The sequence below is a fragment of the Pseudomonas sp. MWU12-2029 genome, assembly GCF_023242425.1.
In the GTDB taxonomy this organism is placed as follows: Bacteria; Pseudomonadota; Gammaproteobacteria; order Pseudomonadales; family Pseudomonadaceae; genus Aquipseudomonas; species Aquipseudomonas kribbensis.
The window spans coordinates 153,689-168,426 of record NZ_JALJDY010000010.1 but is presented as its reverse complement, the minus strand read 5'-3'; the positions used below and the strand labels follow the sequence as shown (position 1 = coordinate 168,426).

Annotated in this window: 13 protein-coding genes; 8 read left to right on the top strand and 5 right to left on the bottom strand. The window is 63.7% G+C overall.

The genetic code is table 11. The features are described from left to right. Positions 1 to 8: 8 nt before the first annotated feature. Together M5B44_RS23565 and M5B44_RS23560 are read right to left on the bottom strand one after the other, a co-directional pair. On the bottom strand, positions 9 to 746 hold the full coding sequence (locus M5B44_RS23565; protein WP_248740660.1) for a TorF family putative porin: 738 nt from the start codon (positions 744 to 746) through the stop codon (positions 9 to 11). A gap of 102 nt (positions 747 to 848) precedes the next feature. After that, entirely contained in the window at positions 849 to 2,603 is a 1,755-nt protein-coding gene (locus tag M5B44_RS23560; protein ID WP_248740659.1) for an amidohydrolase, read from the bottom strand. A gap of 103 nt (positions 2,604 to 2,706) precedes the next feature. Between M5B44_RS23560 and M5B44_RS23555 the strand changes: the two genes are divergently transcribed. The 8 genes from M5B44_RS23555 to M5B44_RS23520 all read left to right on the top strand — a co-directional run bounded on the left by M5B44_RS23555 (position 2,707) and on the right by M5B44_RS23520 (position 11,281). After that, complete coding sequence (locus M5B44_RS23555; protein WP_248740658.1) at positions 2,707 to 3,624, top strand: LysR family transcriptional regulator; 918 nt, start codon at positions 2,707 to 2,709, stop codon at positions 3,622 to 3,624. Positions 3,625 to 3,662: 38 nt separating this feature from the next. After that, positions 3,663 to 4,280 (top strand): transcriptional repressor LexA, encoded by a 618-nt coding sequence (lexA, locus tag M5B44_RS23550; protein ID WP_248740657.1) that lies wholly within the window; start codon positions 3,663 to 3,665, stop codon positions 4,278 to 4,280. After that, positions 4,280 to 4,897, top strand: a complete 618-nt coding sequence (gene imuA / locus M5B44_RS23545) for a translesion DNA synthesis-associated protein ImuA (RefSeq protein ID WP_248740656.1) — start codon at positions 4,280 to 4,282, stop codon at positions 4,895 to 4,897. Before lexA ends, imuA begins: the two co-directional genes overlap by 1 nt. Before the next feature lie 7 nt (positions 4,898 to 4,904). Continuing rightward, positions 4,905 to 6,320, top strand: a complete 1,416-nt coding sequence (locus M5B44_RS23540; protein ID WP_248740655.1) for a Y-family DNA polymerase — start codon at positions 4,905 to 4,907, stop codon at positions 6,318 to 6,320. After that, positions 6,296 to 9,394 (top strand): error-prone DNA polymerase, encoded by a 3,099-nt coding sequence (locus M5B44_RS23535; RefSeq protein WP_248740654.1) that lies wholly within the window; start codon positions 6,296 to 6,298, stop codon positions 9,392 to 9,394. Before M5B44_RS23540 ends, M5B44_RS23535 begins: the two co-directional genes overlap by 25 nt. A gap of 152 nt (positions 9,395 to 9,546) precedes the next feature. Beyond that, complete coding sequence (locus tag M5B44_RS23530; RefSeq protein WP_167748751.1) at positions 9,547 to 10,233, top strand: CsgG/HfaB family protein; 687 nt, start codon at positions 9,547 to 9,549, stop codon at positions 10,231 to 10,233. Positions 10,234 to 10,262: 29 nt separating this feature from the next. Next, the gene (locus tag M5B44_RS23525) at positions 10,263 to 10,625 is read left to right on the top strand and encodes a DUF4810 domain-containing protein (protein ID WP_085710128.1); all 363 of its coding nucleotides are present in this window, start codon (positions 10,263 to 10,265) and stop codon (positions 10,623 to 10,625) included. Next, a complete protein-coding gene (locus M5B44_RS23520; protein ID WP_248740653.1) occupies positions 10,622 to 11,281 on the top strand; it encodes a DUF799 domain-containing protein in 660 nt (219 codons plus the stop codon). Before M5B44_RS23525 ends, M5B44_RS23520 begins: the two co-directional genes overlap by 4 nt. A 38-nt stretch (positions 11,282 to 11,319) precedes the next feature. On the opposite strand, the gene M5B44_RS23515 is transcribed toward M5B44_RS23520, so the two are convergent. From M5B44_RS23515 to M5B44_RS23505, 3 genes are read right to left on the bottom strand one after another with little or no spacing between them, the layout of a single operon-like run. Further along, entirely contained in the window at positions 11,320 to 11,979 is a 660-nt protein-coding gene (locus M5B44_RS23515) for a flavin reductase family protein (RefSeq protein ID WP_248740652.1), read from the bottom strand. Between the two features lie 11 nt (positions 11,980 to 11,990). Continuing rightward, positions 11,991 to 13,478, bottom strand: coding sequence for an amidohydrolase family protein (locus M5B44_RS23510; RefSeq protein ID WP_248740651.1), 1,488 nt, complete (start codon positions 13,476 to 13,478; stop codon positions 11,991 to 11,993). Next, positions 13,475 to 14,671 carry an amidohydrolase family protein gene (locus tag M5B44_RS23505; RefSeq protein WP_248740650.1) on the bottom strand — a complete coding sequence of 399 codons (1,197 nt, stop codon included), beginning with the start codon at positions 14,669 to 14,671 and terminating at the stop codon, positions 13,475 to 13,477. Before M5B44_RS23505 ends, M5B44_RS23510 begins: the two co-directional genes overlap by 4 nt. Positions 14,672 to 14,738 lie beyond the last annotated feature (67 nt).

Below are 14,738 nucleotides of genomic sequence, written 5' to 3'. Positions count from 1 at the left end.
ACCGGAGCTCAGAAGGTTTTGCTGACACTGGCCACAACCGTCGCCGTGCACACATCCTTGAAGCCCCAGTTGCTCAGGCATTGGCTCTGCGAGAGGTTGGTGTCGATGTAGCTCAGGCCCAGCACCACGCCGGCCAGGTTGTGGGTCAGTTTGACCTCCCACTCCCGGTAGGATTCTTCGCCATGCCCGGACGCCGAGTACAGATGCGGGTCCTTGAAGTCCATGTTGCCGTAGCGCAGCTTCAGCCCGGAATCGAACGGCAATTCGGTTTCATAGCCGATGTAGCTGTAGAGCGAGCTCTGTTTGCTGTCGATGCCCGGCGCGTCGCTGGAGTAATACGCCGCAAGCTTCACCCCGTAGACGCCGAGAATCCCGTAGACCTCAGTCTGATTGAACTGGCTTTCCTTGGGGTAGGCATATCGGATGGTACCCAGGTCCAGGCTCACATTTTCGGTCGCCTGCCACAGCCAGCCAGCGTAGTAATCGACTTCCTGACGGGTTTTCAGATCACCACCGAAATCGACATTCGAACTCCACGCGCCGAGGTACAGGCCGCTGCTGTGGGCCAGGGTCAAACCGGCCTGTAACGCCGGATCGTTCTGGGTCTGGGAGATACCGCGAGTGCGGTAGTCGCTGGCGAGGGTCAGGTCGACCAGCACGGCGAAATCATCGTTCAGGGGAATCGCGTGGCTACTCAAGGGCAGCAGGCTCAAGGAAGTGAGGACGAGCAGGGGCATGGCTTTCATGTGAAGTCCCGATGTTGTGATTGTTATGGGCAGGAAGCGGGCAAGGCTGCGCCGAACCCCGGCGGCTGGCGCGGGGTCGGGCAGAAAATATGGCGATTGTTTTTAGAGGGTAGGGGCGTAGACCTGACGACCACCGAACCAGGTCTGCAGCACCTTCGTGTCATGCAGGGCCTTGTCATCGACGCTGAACACGTCGCGATCGAGCACGATGAAATCGGCCTGTTTGCCGGGGCTCAGCGAGCCGATCTGCTGCTCCAGACCGATGGTCCGCGCGGCGTTGACGGTGTAGGCGTAAAACATGGTTTCGCGGTCCAGGCGTTCGTCGGCGTTGAGCACCCCCAGCGGGCCGGTGCGGGTGATGGCCTGGGCGATGGCGTTGAACGGGTTCGGCGAAGACACCGGCCAGTCGCTGGCGCCGGCAATCGTCGCGCCTTGCTTGAGCAGCGAGTGCGCCGGGTATTGATAGCGAAAGGCGAGGGCGCTGACGTACGGCTTGATCATGTCGGTGGTGTAGTCGTCGGCGCTGGCCCACAGCAGTTGCATCGAGGCAATCACGTTCAGCGGTTTGAACCGGGCGAATTCCTTCGGATTGACCATTTGCAGGTGGGTGATCGAGTGCGTCACGCCGCTCTGTCGGTCCTTGCGTGCCTGGGCAATGCCGTTCAGTGACTCGCGCACCGCGCGGTCGCCGATGGCGTGGATATGCACCAGCCAGCCGCGCTGGTCGATGGCGCTGACCAGTTCGCCGAAGTGCTGCGGATCGATCAGCAGTTCGCCCTGTTTGTGCGAGTTGCTGTAGGGATCGATCATCGCCGCGCTCTGGGCCGGGTATTCGATCACGCCGTCGGCGAAGATCTTGATTCCCGGCAAAGTCAGGTTGGGAATGCCCTGGAACTGCTGGCGTACCTTGTCGAGGGTGTCGAGATCGGCCGGGACGCTTTTCGGGTTGGCCACCAGCAGCGCGGCAACGTGGGCGGTCATGCCGCCGCTGTCCGACAGGGCCTTGTAGGCCGGCAGCACGCCTACGGTTTTCTCGGTGGGCTTGAGGGCGAACACCGGCTCGCCCGGCGCGGCGTTGGCGGCCGGGTCCATCCACGCGGTGATGCCGAGGCTGTTGTTGAAGCGCACCGCCGATTGCGCAGCCTTGAGCAGGTCGGCAGGGCTCGGCACCGGCATTTTCGAGGCGACCCGATCCCAACCGGCATCGACCACAAAGCCGTTCGGCTCACCGCTGGCCAGTTTGCCGATGGTGTCTTTTTCCGCATCCGGCAGGGTTTTCAGCAGCGCGGCGTCGATGCCTGCACGCTTGAGCATGACGTTGTTGGCCCACGCCGTGTGGTGATCGCTGCCGGTGAACACCACCGGCACGTCGGCCCATTCGCCATGGTTGAAGATCTTGCCCAGCGCTTCAGCCTTGGCCCAGTACGCCGAACTCATGCCGGCCACGCTCAGCACATCGCCATGCCGGGCTTTGCCGTCGTCACGCCAGCCGCGCAGGCGTTTTTCCAGTTCGTCGAGTTCGACCACCTCGTCTTCCATGTTCGCCGAGACCATTTCCAGTCCGCCGAAAATCGCGTGGGAATGGCTGTCGATCAGGCCGGGCATCAGCGCCTGGCCTTTAAGGTCGATGACTTGGGTGCCGGGCTCGATCAAGGCTTTGATCTGCGCATCCGTGCCGACTTTCAGCACTTTGCCGTTCTCCACGGCCAGCGCCTGAACCTTCGGCTGAGCACGGTCGGCGGTGAAAATCTTGCCGTTGAGCAGCACCAGATCGGTGGCGGCCATGGCTTCCATCGAGGCAAAACTCACAGCGGCGATCAACAGGTTTTTGCTGAAATGCGAGATGAATCTTTTCATTGAACATTTCCTTGTTATTGCGTCTGATGGCCAGATTAGTGGCTGCCAACGCCCGACAGAACGCCTCCCTCACGAAAAACGTTTTTGCCTGAATGGAAAAAGCATGGACAAGCTGGGTGCACTGAAAATGTTCGTGGTCACCGCGCAGCTCGGCAGTTTCAGCCGCGCCGCCGAACAACTGGGCAAGACCCCGTCGGCCCTGACCAAAGCGGTCAATCATCTGGAATCCGAACTCGGCGCGCGGCTGTTCGAACGCAGCACGCGACGGATTCTGCTGACGGAAATCGGCCGGCTCTATCTGGAAACCGCACGGCAGGTGTTGCAACGGCTGGACGAAGCCAGCGAGGAAATCGAGCAGTTGCAGCACGGCCTGCGCGGCAGCCTGAAAATCACCGCGCCGCTGGCTTACGGTCGGGCGTTTCTCGATCAGGTGTGTGACGGCTTTTTGCAGCAATACCCGCAGATCAGCCTGCAAGTGGATTTGTGCGACGAATTCGTCAATCTGCTGGAAAGCGGCTACGACCTGGCGCTGCGCGAGGGCCATGACGACTTGCCGGGGCTGATTGCCCGGGTGGTTGGCAGTAATCGTCTGGCCCTTTGCGCAAGCCCCGAATACCTGGCGCGCAAGGGCTTGCCGGTGACGCCGCAAACCCTCGATCAACATGAATGGCTGCTGTACCGGCATCCGTTGCTCAGCCGCGAATTCTGGTGGGCCGAGCGCGACGGCCAGCGTTTGAGCCTGGCGCAACCGGCGGCGCCGCTGTTGCGCAGTGACAATTACGATTTGCTGCTGGCCAGCGCCCTGGCCGGACGTGGCTTGTTGCACACGCCGCTGTGGAGCGCCGCGCCGTACATCGCCGACGGGCGACTGGTGCGGGTCATGGCTGATTACGAGATCGACCCGGACAGCTTCGGCCCGCACATTCTGGCGGTGTACCCGAGCCATCGGCGGGCGACGGCCAAGGTTGTGGCGTTTATCGACTACATCGCGGAGTTTCTGGCGGAGCGCGGTTTGAGCTGACTGGCGGTGCTTGTCAGGAAATTCCCACAAGAGTACAAATGTACTCCATGACGACTCTGACTCCCCGCCGTACCGCCATCCTGACCTTTATCCGCGAACGCATCGCCGAACACGGTCAGCCCCCAAGCCTCGCTGAAATCAGCGAGGCTTTTGGTTTTGCCTCCCGCAGCGTGGCGCGCAAGCATGTGCTGGCGCTCACCGAAGCCGGGTTCATCGAGGTCAGTCCGCATCAGGCCCGGGGCATTCGCCTGCTCGGGCAGCCGGCGCGACCGGAACTGCTTGAAGTGCCGGTGCTCGGCCGGGTGGCTGCCGGTGCGCCCATCGGCGCCGATGCCGACATCCACAATCGGTTGATGCTCGATCCGGCGCTGTTCTCCCGCACGCCCGACTACATGCTGCGGGTGCAGGGCGACTCGATGATCGAGGACGGGATTCTCGACGGCGATCTGGTCGGCGTACGCCGCAACCCCGAGGCACTCAACGGCCAGATCGTGGTGGCGCGGCTCGACGGCGAAGTCACCATCAAACGCTTCGAGCGGGTCGGCGATGAGGTTCGCCTGTTGCCGCGTAACCCGGCGTACCAGCCGATTGTGGTGCGTGACGATCAGGACCTGGCCATCGAAGGCGTGTTCTGCGGCCTGGTGAGGCAAGGCTGATGGGTGCCGTCGTTGCGCTGGATACGCTGTTCAATGGCGGCCAGGTCTGGAGGGGCCGGCCTGCGCCACCGGCCGCCAGCCCGCAACCCACCGGGCACGCGGCGCTGGATGCAGCCTTGCCCAGCGGTGGCTGGCCGGAAGCGGCGCTGAGCGAAATCCTCCTGGCCGGGCCCGGTGTCGGCGAACTGCAACTGGTGTGGCCGACCCTGGCGCGGCTGTCGGCGGCGGGCGAGCGCATCGTGCTGGTGGCGCCGCCGTTCGTGCCATACCCGCAGGCCTGGGCCAATGCCGGGGTCGATCTGCGGCAGTTGTCGGTAATCCAGGCCAGTGAGCGTGATGCCTTGTGGGCGGCGGAGCAATGCCTGCGCTCGGGCAGTTGCGGCGCGGTGCTGTGCTGGCCGCACAAGGCCGATGACCGCGCCTTGCGCCGTTTGCAGGTGGCGGCGGAAACCGGCCAGACCCTGGCGTTCGCGTGGCGGCCATTGAGCGAAGCGGTCAACCCGTCGCCAGCCGCGTTGCGGATTGCCATCGATGCGCGCCCGGCGCAATTGCGCGTACTCAAATGCCGGGGCGGACTGGCGCGTACCGCACCGATTGCCTTCGCTGTGGGGCATTGAGGTCGCCATGCGCTGGGTTTGCATTCTGTTCCCGCAATTGGCCCTCGACGCCGTGCTGCGTCAGCGCCCCGATCCCGAGCAACCCTTGGCGCTGCTCAGCGGCCCGGCTCAGCGCCGGGTGCTGCAAGCGGTCAACCCGGCGGCGCGGGCACTGGGCTTGCGTCCGGGGCAGTCGATGACCGCGGCGCAGGCCATGAGTAAAGGGTTTGTCACCGTCGATTACGATGCGGCCGAGGTCGAGCATTGGCAGCAATTTCTTGCCGCCTGGGCCTATCGCTTCAGCGCCCAGGTCAGCGTGCATTATCCGCGCACCGTGGTGTTCGAGATCGAATCGAGCCTCGGGCTATTTGGTTCCTGGACGCAGTTCGAGGCGCGATTACGTACTGAGCTGACGGAGCTGGGTTTTCGTCACCGCATCGTCGCCGCGCCCAACCCGGTGGCGGCGCGGGTGTTGGCCAACGCCTATGACGGACTGGTGGTGCCGGATGGTGAAGCCCTGCGCCATCACCTCGGGCAATTGCCGGTCGACCGCATCGGGCTTGAACCGGGTGTGGCCACGGCGCTGTCGCGCATGGGCCTGCGCCACCTCCATCAGGTGCAGAGTCTGCCGCGTCAGGCCCTGGCCCGGCGATTCGAGGCACCGATGCTCAAGCATCTGGACACGCTGTTCGGCGCACGGCCGTTGGCGCTGGCGTTCTACCTGCCGCCGGATCGCTTCGATGTGCGCATCGAACTCAACTTCGACGTGCAGTCCCATCAGGCGCTGCTGTTCCCGTTGCGCCGCCTGACCTCCGATCTCTCGGCGTTCTTGTGCGGGCGCGACAGCGGCGTGCAGCGCTTCGATCTGCACCTGGAGCACGCCGGGTTGCCGGACACGCTGATCAAGGTCGGCCTGCTCAGCGCCGAGCGCGATCCGGCGATGCTCTTCGAGCTGGCCCGTGGCCGACTGGAGCAGGTGCAGGTCGAGGCCCCGGTGCGCGGCTTTCGTCTGCGCGCCGAGGACTTGCCGAGTTTCGTGCCGCAGTTTCAGGAACTGTTCGACGACCGCCCACAGCAGACCTTGCCTTGGGAGCAACTGCGTGAACGCCTGCGCGCGCGACTGGGGGATGATGCGGTGCAGGGCCTGCGCTTCCAGGCCGATCATCGCCCGGAGTGCGCGTGGCAGAACGCCGATGACAAGCAGCCTTGTGCTGCGTTACCCGGCGTACAGCGTCCGGGCTGGTTGCTGGGTGAGCCGCAGTCCGTGCCCGAAGGTTCGGCACGCATCCTCATGGGCCCGGAACGCATCGAGTCCGGCTGGTGGGACGGTGACGACGTGCGCCGCGACTATTACCTGATCCAGAACCGCGCCGGCCAGCAAGGCTGGGCGTACCGGGCAGTGGGTGAGGGCGGCCCGTTGTGGCTGCAGGGCTGGTTCGCGTGAATCAGGGTTATGCCGAGCTGCACTGCCTGTCGAATTTCAGTTTTCAGCGCGGTGCGTCCAGTGCGCTGGAGCTGTTCCAGCGGGCGAAGAAGCACGGCTATCAGGCGCTGGCGATCACCGATGAGTGCACTCTTGCCGGGATCGTCCGTGCCTGGCAGGCGGCGAAGTCCGTGGAGCTGCCGCTGATCATCGGCAGCGAGATCCGCATCGAGAACGGCCCGAAACTGGTGTTGCTGGTGGAGAACATCGAGGGTTATCAGGCCCTGTGCGGCTTGATCACCCAGGCTCGACGGCGCACCCAGAAAGGTCAGTATCAAATACTGCGCGAAGATTTCAGTGAACCGTTGCCGGGGTTGCTGGTGCTGTGGGTGCCGGATACGGTCGATGACGTGGAAGAGGGGCGTTGGCTGAAACAGACCTTCGGTGAACGGCTGTGGCTGGCGGTGCAATTGCATCGAGGGCAGAACGATCAGCAACGGCTGGCCGCACTGCTGAGTCTGGCAGATGAACTGCAGATTCCAGCTGTGGCCAGCGGCGATGTGCACATGCACGCCCGTGGCCGCCGGGCCTTGCAGGACACCATGACCGCGATCCGTCATCACGTCCCGGTGGCCGAAGCCGGGTTGCGCCTGCACCCCAATGGCGAGCGGCATCTGCGCAGCCTCGATGTGTTGCGCGAGTTGTATCCGCAGGCCTTGCTGGACGAATCGGTGAAGCTGGCCCGCCGCTGCACGTTCGACCTCGGCCAGTTGCGTTACCAATATCCGAAAGAGCTGGTGCCTGAAGAACACGACGCCAGTTCCTGGCTGCGCCACCTGACTGAACAAGGCATCGCCTGGCGCTGGCCGAAAGGCGCACAGCCCAAGGTGCTCAAACAGATCGACGATGAGCTGGAGCTGATCGCCGAGCTCGGCTACGAAAGCTACTTCCTCACCGTGCACGATGTGGTGCGCTACGCCCGGGAGCAGAAAATTCTCTGTCAAGGTCGCGGTTCGGCGGCCAACTCGGCGGTGTGTTTTGCCTTGGGTATCACCGAGATCGACCCGGATCGCACCACACTGCTGTTCGAGCGTTTCATGTCGAGGGAGCGCAACGAGCCGCCGGACATCGACGTGGATTTCGAGCACGAACGCCGGGAGGAAGTCCTGCAATACGTGTTTCGTCGTTATGGCCGCCGTCGTGCGGCGCTGACGGCGGTGGTCAGCACCTATCACGCTGCCGGTGCGGTCCGCGATGTGGCCAAGGCGCTGGGCTTGCCGCCGGACCAGATCAACGCGCTGGCCGATTGCTGTGGCCACTGGAGCGATGAAACACCGCCCGTGGAGCGCCTGCGCGAAAACGGCTTCGACCCGGACAGCCCGATCCTGCACCGGGTGCTGAGCCTGACCGGGCAACTGATCGGCTTCCCCCGGCACCTGTCGCAGCATCCCGGTGGTTTCGTGATTTCCGAGCAACCGCTGGACACCCTGGTGCCGGTGGAAAACGCCGCCATGGTCGACCGCACCATCATCCAGTGGGACAAGGACGACCTCGACGCGGTCGGGCTGCTCAAGGTGGATATCCTCGCCCTCGGCATGCTCAGTGCGATTCGCCGCTGTTTCGACCTGCTGCGCCGTCATCGCAACCAGGATCTGAGCCTGGCCACCATCCCGCCTGACGATCGCCCGACCTACGACATGATCAGCCGCGCCGACACCATCGGCGTGTTCCAGATCGAATCCCGGGCGCAGATGTCGATGCTGCCGCGCCTGCGCCCGCAAAACTTCTACGATCTGGTGATCGAAGTGGCCATCGTCCGGCCGGGGCCGATCCAGGGCGGGATGGTACATCCGTATTTGCGCCGCCGGAACAAGGAAGAAAAGGAAACCTATCCGTCGCCGGAGCTGGAGGTGGTGCTCAAACGCACCCTCGGCGTGCCGCTGTTTCAGGAGCAGGTGATGCAGATCGCCATTGTCGCTGCCGACTACAGCCCCGGCGAGGCCGACCAGTTGCGGCGTTCCATGGCCGCGTGGAAACGTCACGGCGGGCTGGAGCCGCACAAGGAGCGACTGGCGGCCGGCATGAAGAAAAACGGCTACACCCCGGAATTCGCCGCGCAGATCTTCGAACAGATCAAGGGCTTCGGCAGTTACGGTTTTCCCGAGTCTCACGCCGCCAGTTTTGCCTTGCTGACCTATGCCAGTTGCTGGCTCAAGTGCCACGAACCGGCGGCGTTCGCCTGTGCGCTGATCAACAGCTGGCCGATGGGTTTCTACAGCCCGGATCAGATTCTTCAGGACGCGCGCCGGCATCATTTGCAGATCCGTCCGGTGGACGTGCGCGCCAGTGACTGGGATTGCAGCCTGGAGCCGATCACCGGCGCGCAACCGGCGATTCGCATGGGCCTGCGCATGATCAAGGGCTTTCGCGAAGAGGATGCGCGGAACATTGAAAAGACTCGGACGAGGGGCGCGTTCGCCGATGTCGCCGATCTGGGTGACCGGGCCGGGCTCGACAGTCGGGCCCAGGCGTTGCTGGCGGACTCAGGAGCGCTGCGGGGCCTGGCCGGTCACCGCCATCGGGCACGCTGGGAGGTGGCCGGGGTGCAGAAGCAGCTCGGGTTGTTTGCCGGGTTGCCGAGTCAGGAAGAGCCGGATGTGCGGCTGCCCACGCCGAGCGTCAGCGAGGACCTGTTCACCGACTACGCCACCCTCGGCACCACGCTGGGGCCGCACCCGCTGACGTTGTTGCGCGACGAGTTGCGGGCCCGGCGCTGTCGCAGCTCCCGGGAGCTGCTGGAGGTCGAGCACGGCCGGCCGGTCAGCGTGGCGGGGCTGGTGACCGGCCGCCAGCGCCCGGCCACCGCCAGTGGCGTGACCTTCGTGACCCTGGAAGACGAGTTCGGCAACGTCAACGTGGTGGTCTGGCGCGATCTGGCCGAGCGTCAGCGTCAGGTGCTGGTCGGCTCGCAACTGCTCAAGGTCGATGGTCGCTGGGAGCGCGAAGGCGAGGTGCGGCACTTGATTGCCGGACGCTTGAGCGATCTCAGCCCGTTGCTCAAAGGGATTCGGGTGCAAAGCCGCGATTTCCACTGATGTCTGCTGGGTGATCAGAAAGCCAATTCACTGACGTCAAAAAAACCTGTCCTCACTGATGGCACTTTGGCATAATGCCGGCCCTTTCCCGATCCCCCACGATTTTTGCCGTGCCGGGACACATCATTTTTCAGAAGGAATGCACAGTGAGAATGATCTCCCGGATGTTGGTCTCGGGCGTTGCGATTGCCGTCCTCGGCACCCTGGCCGGCTCGCTTTCCGGTTGCGCCACCGAAAGCTCCCGCGCACTGCCGGTGGCCAAGGTGGAAAGCGCCACTCAAGCCTGGACCGGTGTCCGTATCCCGATGGCCGTGGGCAAGTTCGACAACCGCTCGAGCTACATGCGCGGGATCTTCTCCGACGGCGTCGACCGTCTCGGTGGCCAGGCCAAGACCATCCTGATCACTCACCTGCAGCAGACCAACCGTTTCTCCGTACTCGACCGCGACAACATGGGCGAGATCCAGCAGGAAGCGGCGATCAAGGGCCAGGCCCAGCGTCTGAAAGGCGCCGATTACGTGGTCACCGGTGACGTCACCGAGTTCGGCCGCAAAGAGACCGGCGATCATCAGCTGTTCGGCATTCTCGGCCGTGGCAAGACCCAGGTCGCCTACGCCAAGGTCAACCTGAACATCGTCAACATCAGCACTTCCGAAGTGGTGTATTCGACCCAGGGCGCCGGCGAATACGCCTTGTCCAACCGCGAAATCATCGGCTTCGGCGGCACCGCTGCCTACGACTCCACCCTCAACGGCAAAGTCCTCGATCTGGCCATGCGCGAGGCGATCAATCGCCTGGTCGATGGCATGAACGCCGGCGCCTGGAAACCGGGCAACTGATAGACGCCCATCGCAAGGAGCAACACACCATGAATCTGTCCCTGTCCCGGTCGCTGATGGCCCTGACCGCCAGCGCCTTGCTGGCCGGTTGCAGCAGCCCGCAAACCCTGTACCAGTGGGAAGGCTACCAGCCACAAGTCTACGAATACTTCAAAAGCGAAACGCCGAAAGAGGCCCAGGCCGAAGCGCTGGAAGCCGATCTGCAAAAGATCCGCGCCAGTGGCAAGCCTGTACCGCCGGGTTACCACGCGCACCTCGGTCTGCTGTACCTGAGCATGGGCAAGGACGATCAGATGGTGCAGCAACTGCGCACAGAGAAGACTCTGTTCCCCGAGTCCGGCACCTACATGGACTTCTTGCTCAAGAACGCCAAGACCGGAGACGCCAAATGATCTCCCGTGTCTTGAAACTGCTGGCCGCCGGCCTGGCGCTGACCGTTCTGGGTGGCTGCGTCGCACCGAAAACCGTGGATTATTCGGCGTACAAGCAAGCGCGTCCGAAGTCCATTCTGGTGCTGCCGCCGCTGAACACCTCGCCGGACGTCAAGGCGTCCTACAGCCTGTTGTCGCAAGTGACGTTCCCGCTGGCCGAGGCCGGTTACTACGTGCTGCCGATTACCTTGGTCGACGAGACGTTCCGCCAGAACGGCCTGACCACGCCGGATGACATCCATCAGGCGCCGGTCAACAAACTGCAGGAAATCTTCGGCGCCGATGCGGCGCTGTACATCACCGTCAGCGAGTACGGCACGCGCTACATGGTGATCAGCAGCGAAACCGCCGTCACCGCCAGCGCCAAACTGGTGGACCTGAAAACCGGTGCCACTCTGTGGACCGGTGCAGCCCGAGCGTCGAGCGAAGAGGGTGGCAACAACAGTGGCGGCGGCCTGATCGGTGCGCTGATCACCGCTGCGGTAAAACAGATCGTCAACAGCTCCACCGATGCCGGCTACCCGATTGCCGGTGTGGCCAGCAATCGTCTGCTGTCGGCCGGACATCCGGCAGGCCTGCTGTACGGGCCACGGTCGCCGAAGTACGGCACTGACTGATCGACCTGTCACGGCGGCCCACCTCGGTGGGCCGCTTTTTATTTGCCAGGCCAGAACCGCTCGCCACCCCCCGGTGCCTCCGTCCACGCTTGCAACGAGCGGGTCGGCAGATCGAAGTAATCCCGGGTCCGTGCATAACCATGGCCGCCCATGCGCCCGATCGCATCCAGCCCCAGTTGATCGATGTACAGGGTTTTCGGGTCGATCAACTCGTCGCGCACATGCGCCATCAACACCTCGCCAAAAATGATCTCCCGCGACTGACCGATGTTCAGCGCCATCATCCGCCGACACTCCAGCGCCACCGGTGCTTCGCCGATACGCGGGCATATGACCGAGGTGCCGGGGATCGCCGTCAGGCCCGCAGCGGTCAACTCATCGAATCCCGGTGCGAATGGCACCGCGCAAACGTTCATGGCTTCCACCAGTGCATCGTTGACGATGTTGACGGTGAATTCCTGGTTCATCTGGATATTGCGCGTGGTGTCCTTGGGGCTCTGGTCGCCGTAGTTCTCCACGCCGAGCGCAAGAATGGGCGGGTCCGCCGACAGCGCGTTGAAGAAGCTGAACGGCGCCGCGTTGACCCGGCCTTCGCCGTCGATGGTGGTGACCAGTGCAATCGGGCGTGGCACCACGCTGCCGATCAGAATCTTGTATTTTTCCCGTGGGCTCAGTTGGCTGAAATCGAAGCTGTGCATGGCAGATATCTCTAAAGAAGTGGATCGATGGCGCTCAACGGCGCTTCGGCGCTGTAGTCATCGGCGAACGGAATGGCTGGCCGGAACAGGGTTTTCCAGTCCGGTCGGCCAAAAGCCCGGTCGCTGTGGCTGCGCATCAGTTTTTCGTATTGGCGTTGGGCCTGGCGTTGCAGGGCCGGGTAGTCGACACCGTTGACCTGACCGTCGTGCATCACGCAGCGACCGTCGATGTAACTGGCGATGCAGTCGTCGCCGCGCCCGGCCAGCAGCAGGTTTTTCAGTGGGTCGAACAACGGGCCCAGATGCAGGCCACGCAGGCTGAACACGGTGATGTCGGCCTTGGCACCGGGGGCCAGGCGACCGAGATCGTCACGGCCCAAGGCTTTGGCGCCGCCGAGGGTCGCGGCGTTGTACAGATCGAGGCTGCTGGTCAGCGCCGAGCCGCCCTCCATCAAGCGTGCGATGTTCAGACCGTGGCGCATGTTTTCCAGCAAGTCCGCCGGCCAGGTGTCGGTGCCAAGAGCGAAGTTGATGCCTTTGGCCCGATAGCGGCCGAATGAATTCAGTGCCTCGCCGTCGCGGGCGAACACCAGCGGGCAGTGCACCAGACTGGCGCCGCCATCAATGACCCGCTGCAGATCGTCATCGCCTGAGGTGTAGATGCCGTGGGGCAACAGGCTGCGCGGTGTAAGCAAATCCAGTCGCTGCAACCAGCCCAACGGCGAGGTGCCACGCAATTGCTCGACCATCGCCACTTCACCGGGCGCCTGACAGCAATGCAGACGCATCGGTGCATTCAGTTCGCGGCTCAAGGCGGATGTACGTTGCAGCAGCGCCGGGGTGCAGGTCTGGATGCGATCCGGCAGCAGTGCACCGCGAATCAGCCCCGCGTGTGCGCCATCGAAATCCTTGAAGAATCGTTCGGCCGCGTCGAGCCCGGCCAGGCCCCGAGCCTCATCCCAGTGATGGGCGAGGGTGCCGTCGGCGCGCCAGTAACTCATGCCGCTCATGTAGCAGGGGCCGAGATAGGTGCGCAGCCCCAGTTCACCCGCCACGTCGGCGACGGCCGCAAATTCGTCGTAGGTCTCCGCCCATTCGCGGTAGTACATCGAAGTGATCGGCATCGCCGTGGTGATGCCGTTGCGGATCAACTGGGTGAAGGCGTAGCGGTATTTGAAAACCTCTTCTTCGGGGCTGAACGACTCACGCGGGCCGGCCGCCAGATACTCCGCCGACCACATCCGGCCCATGGCGCGTTCATCGCCGGTGTCCAGGGTCAGTACCGTGGAATCGAGATCGCCGAGGGCGTCGAGGTCGATGAAGCCGGGGCCGATCAGCGCATTGCCGTAGTCGATCCACTGATCCACCGGCCCTTGGTAACCGCGCCCGACAAACTCGATCCGCGAGCCGGCAAACACCACTTCTCCGTCGCGCCACAGCACATGTTGCGTGCAGTCGAAGCCGACTACGCAACCGGCCTTCAGGCCGATCCGTTTCACAGACGGGTGCCCAGCAAGCGACCGCCGCTGGCGATCAGTTCGCCGCCGCGATAGACCTGACGCACAGGGCGCGCGACCACGGCTTCGCCGAGGGTTTCGACGGGCATCAACAGAAAGTCCGCAGGCTTGCCAATGTCGAAGCCGTAACCTTCGACCCCCAACGCGCGGGCACCATTGACCGTCGCCGCTTCGAACGCCGCCGCCAGTTCATCGTCCTTGCCCAGATCGAAACGGAACGCCAGCAACATCGCCCGTTCGAGCATGTCGCCATTACCCATCGGCGACCACGCATCGCGAATACCGTCAGAGCCGAGGCACACGTTGACCCCGGTCTCGCGCAGCGACAGAAACGGTGGCACTGCGCAGTCGGCCGGCGCCGAACTCATCAGCGAAATGCCCAGTGCAGCAAGGCGTTCGGCGACGGGTCTGACCTGGCTCCACGGCAGCATGCCGAGGCAATAGGCGTGGCTGATCATCACCCGGTTCTGCAGGTTGAAACGCTCGGTGTAATCGGCGATCCGCGCAATCTGCCACAGGCCCAGTTCGCCTTTGTCGTGCAGGTGAATATCGACGCCGCGCTGAAATTCGCGGGCCAGTTTGAAGACGAAGTCCAGTTGGGCGATCGGGTCGTTGTCGATGCCGCAAGGGTCAAGCCCGCCGACGTTTTCCACGCCCAGGGCCATGGCTTCGCACATCAGTTCGGCAGTGCCGGGGCGGCTGATCAGGCCGGTTTGCGGGAACACCACCAGTTGCAGGTCGATCAGGTCGTTGTAGCGCTCGCGCAGTTGCTGCATGGCCTCGACGTGACGCAGGCCGAATTCCGGATCGATGTCGACGTGGCAACGCATGGTCAGCGAACCCCGGGCGATGCAGTTTTCCAGCAGGGCGCCGGCGCGTTCGGCAATCGGCGCTTTCACCTCGCGCAACACGCGGCGCTCGTTGCTGATGTAGTCCTTGAGCGTCGGACCGGCGCTGTTCGGACGCCAGGGTTGGCCGTACAGGGTTTTGTCGAGGTGGACGTGGCTTTCCACCAGCGGGGCGGTGAACAGCTGGTTCTGGCCGTCGATGTCGGTGGCGGCCAATGGAGCATTGGAGGCCGGCCGGCGTTGGGTGAACTTGCCGTTTTCGATCAGCAGGTCTTCGGCGGAGGCGCCGTAGGGGCGGATGTTTCTGAGCCAGCGGGGGTGGGACATTTCATACCTCTGTTTCTATGTTGTCTGGGCGGGCCTCATCGCTGGCAAGCCAGCGATGGCCGCGACG

Coding starts and splice junctions, on each gene's coding strand:
- M5B44_RS23565 (WP_248740660.1), bottom strand. CDS start 746: ATGAAAGCCATGCCCCTGCTCGTCCTCACTTCCTTGAGCCTGCTGCCC.
- M5B44_RS23560 (WP_248740659.1), bottom strand. CDS start 2,603: ATGAAAAGATTCATCTCGCATTTCAGCAAAAACCTGTTGATCGCCGCT.
- M5B44_RS23555 (WP_248740658.1), top strand. CDS start 2,707: ATGGACAAGCTGGGTGCACTGAAAATGTTCGTGGTCACCGCGCAGCTC.
- lexA (WP_248740657.1), top strand. CDS start 3,663: ATGTACTCCATGACGACTCTGACTCCCCGCCGTACCGCCATCCTGACC.
- imuA (WP_248740656.1), top strand. CDS start 4,280: ATGGGTGCCGTCGTTGCGCTGGATACGCTGTTCAATGGCGGCCAGGTC.
- M5B44_RS23540 (WP_248740655.1), top strand. CDS start 4,905: ATGCGCTGGGTTTGCATTCTGTTCCCGCAATTGGCCCTCGACGCCGTG.
- M5B44_RS23530 (WP_167748751.1), top strand. CDS start 9,547: ATGATCTCCCGGATGTTGGTCTCGGGCGTTGCGATTGCCGTCCTCGGC.
- M5B44_RS23525 (WP_085710128.1), top strand. CDS start 10,263: ATGAATCTGTCCCTGTCCCGGTCGCTGATGGCCCTGACCGCCAGCGCC.
- M5B44_RS23520 (WP_248740653.1), top strand. CDS start 10,622: ATGATCTCCCGTGTCTTGAAACTGCTGGCCGCCGGCCTGGCGCTGACC.
- M5B44_RS23515 (WP_248740652.1), bottom strand. CDS start 11,979: ATGCACAGCTTCGATTTCAGCCAACTGAGCCCACGGGAAAAATACAAG.
- M5B44_RS23505 (WP_248740650.1), bottom strand. CDS start 14,671: ATGTCCCACCCCCGCTGGCTCAGAAACATCCGCCCCTACGGCGCCTCC.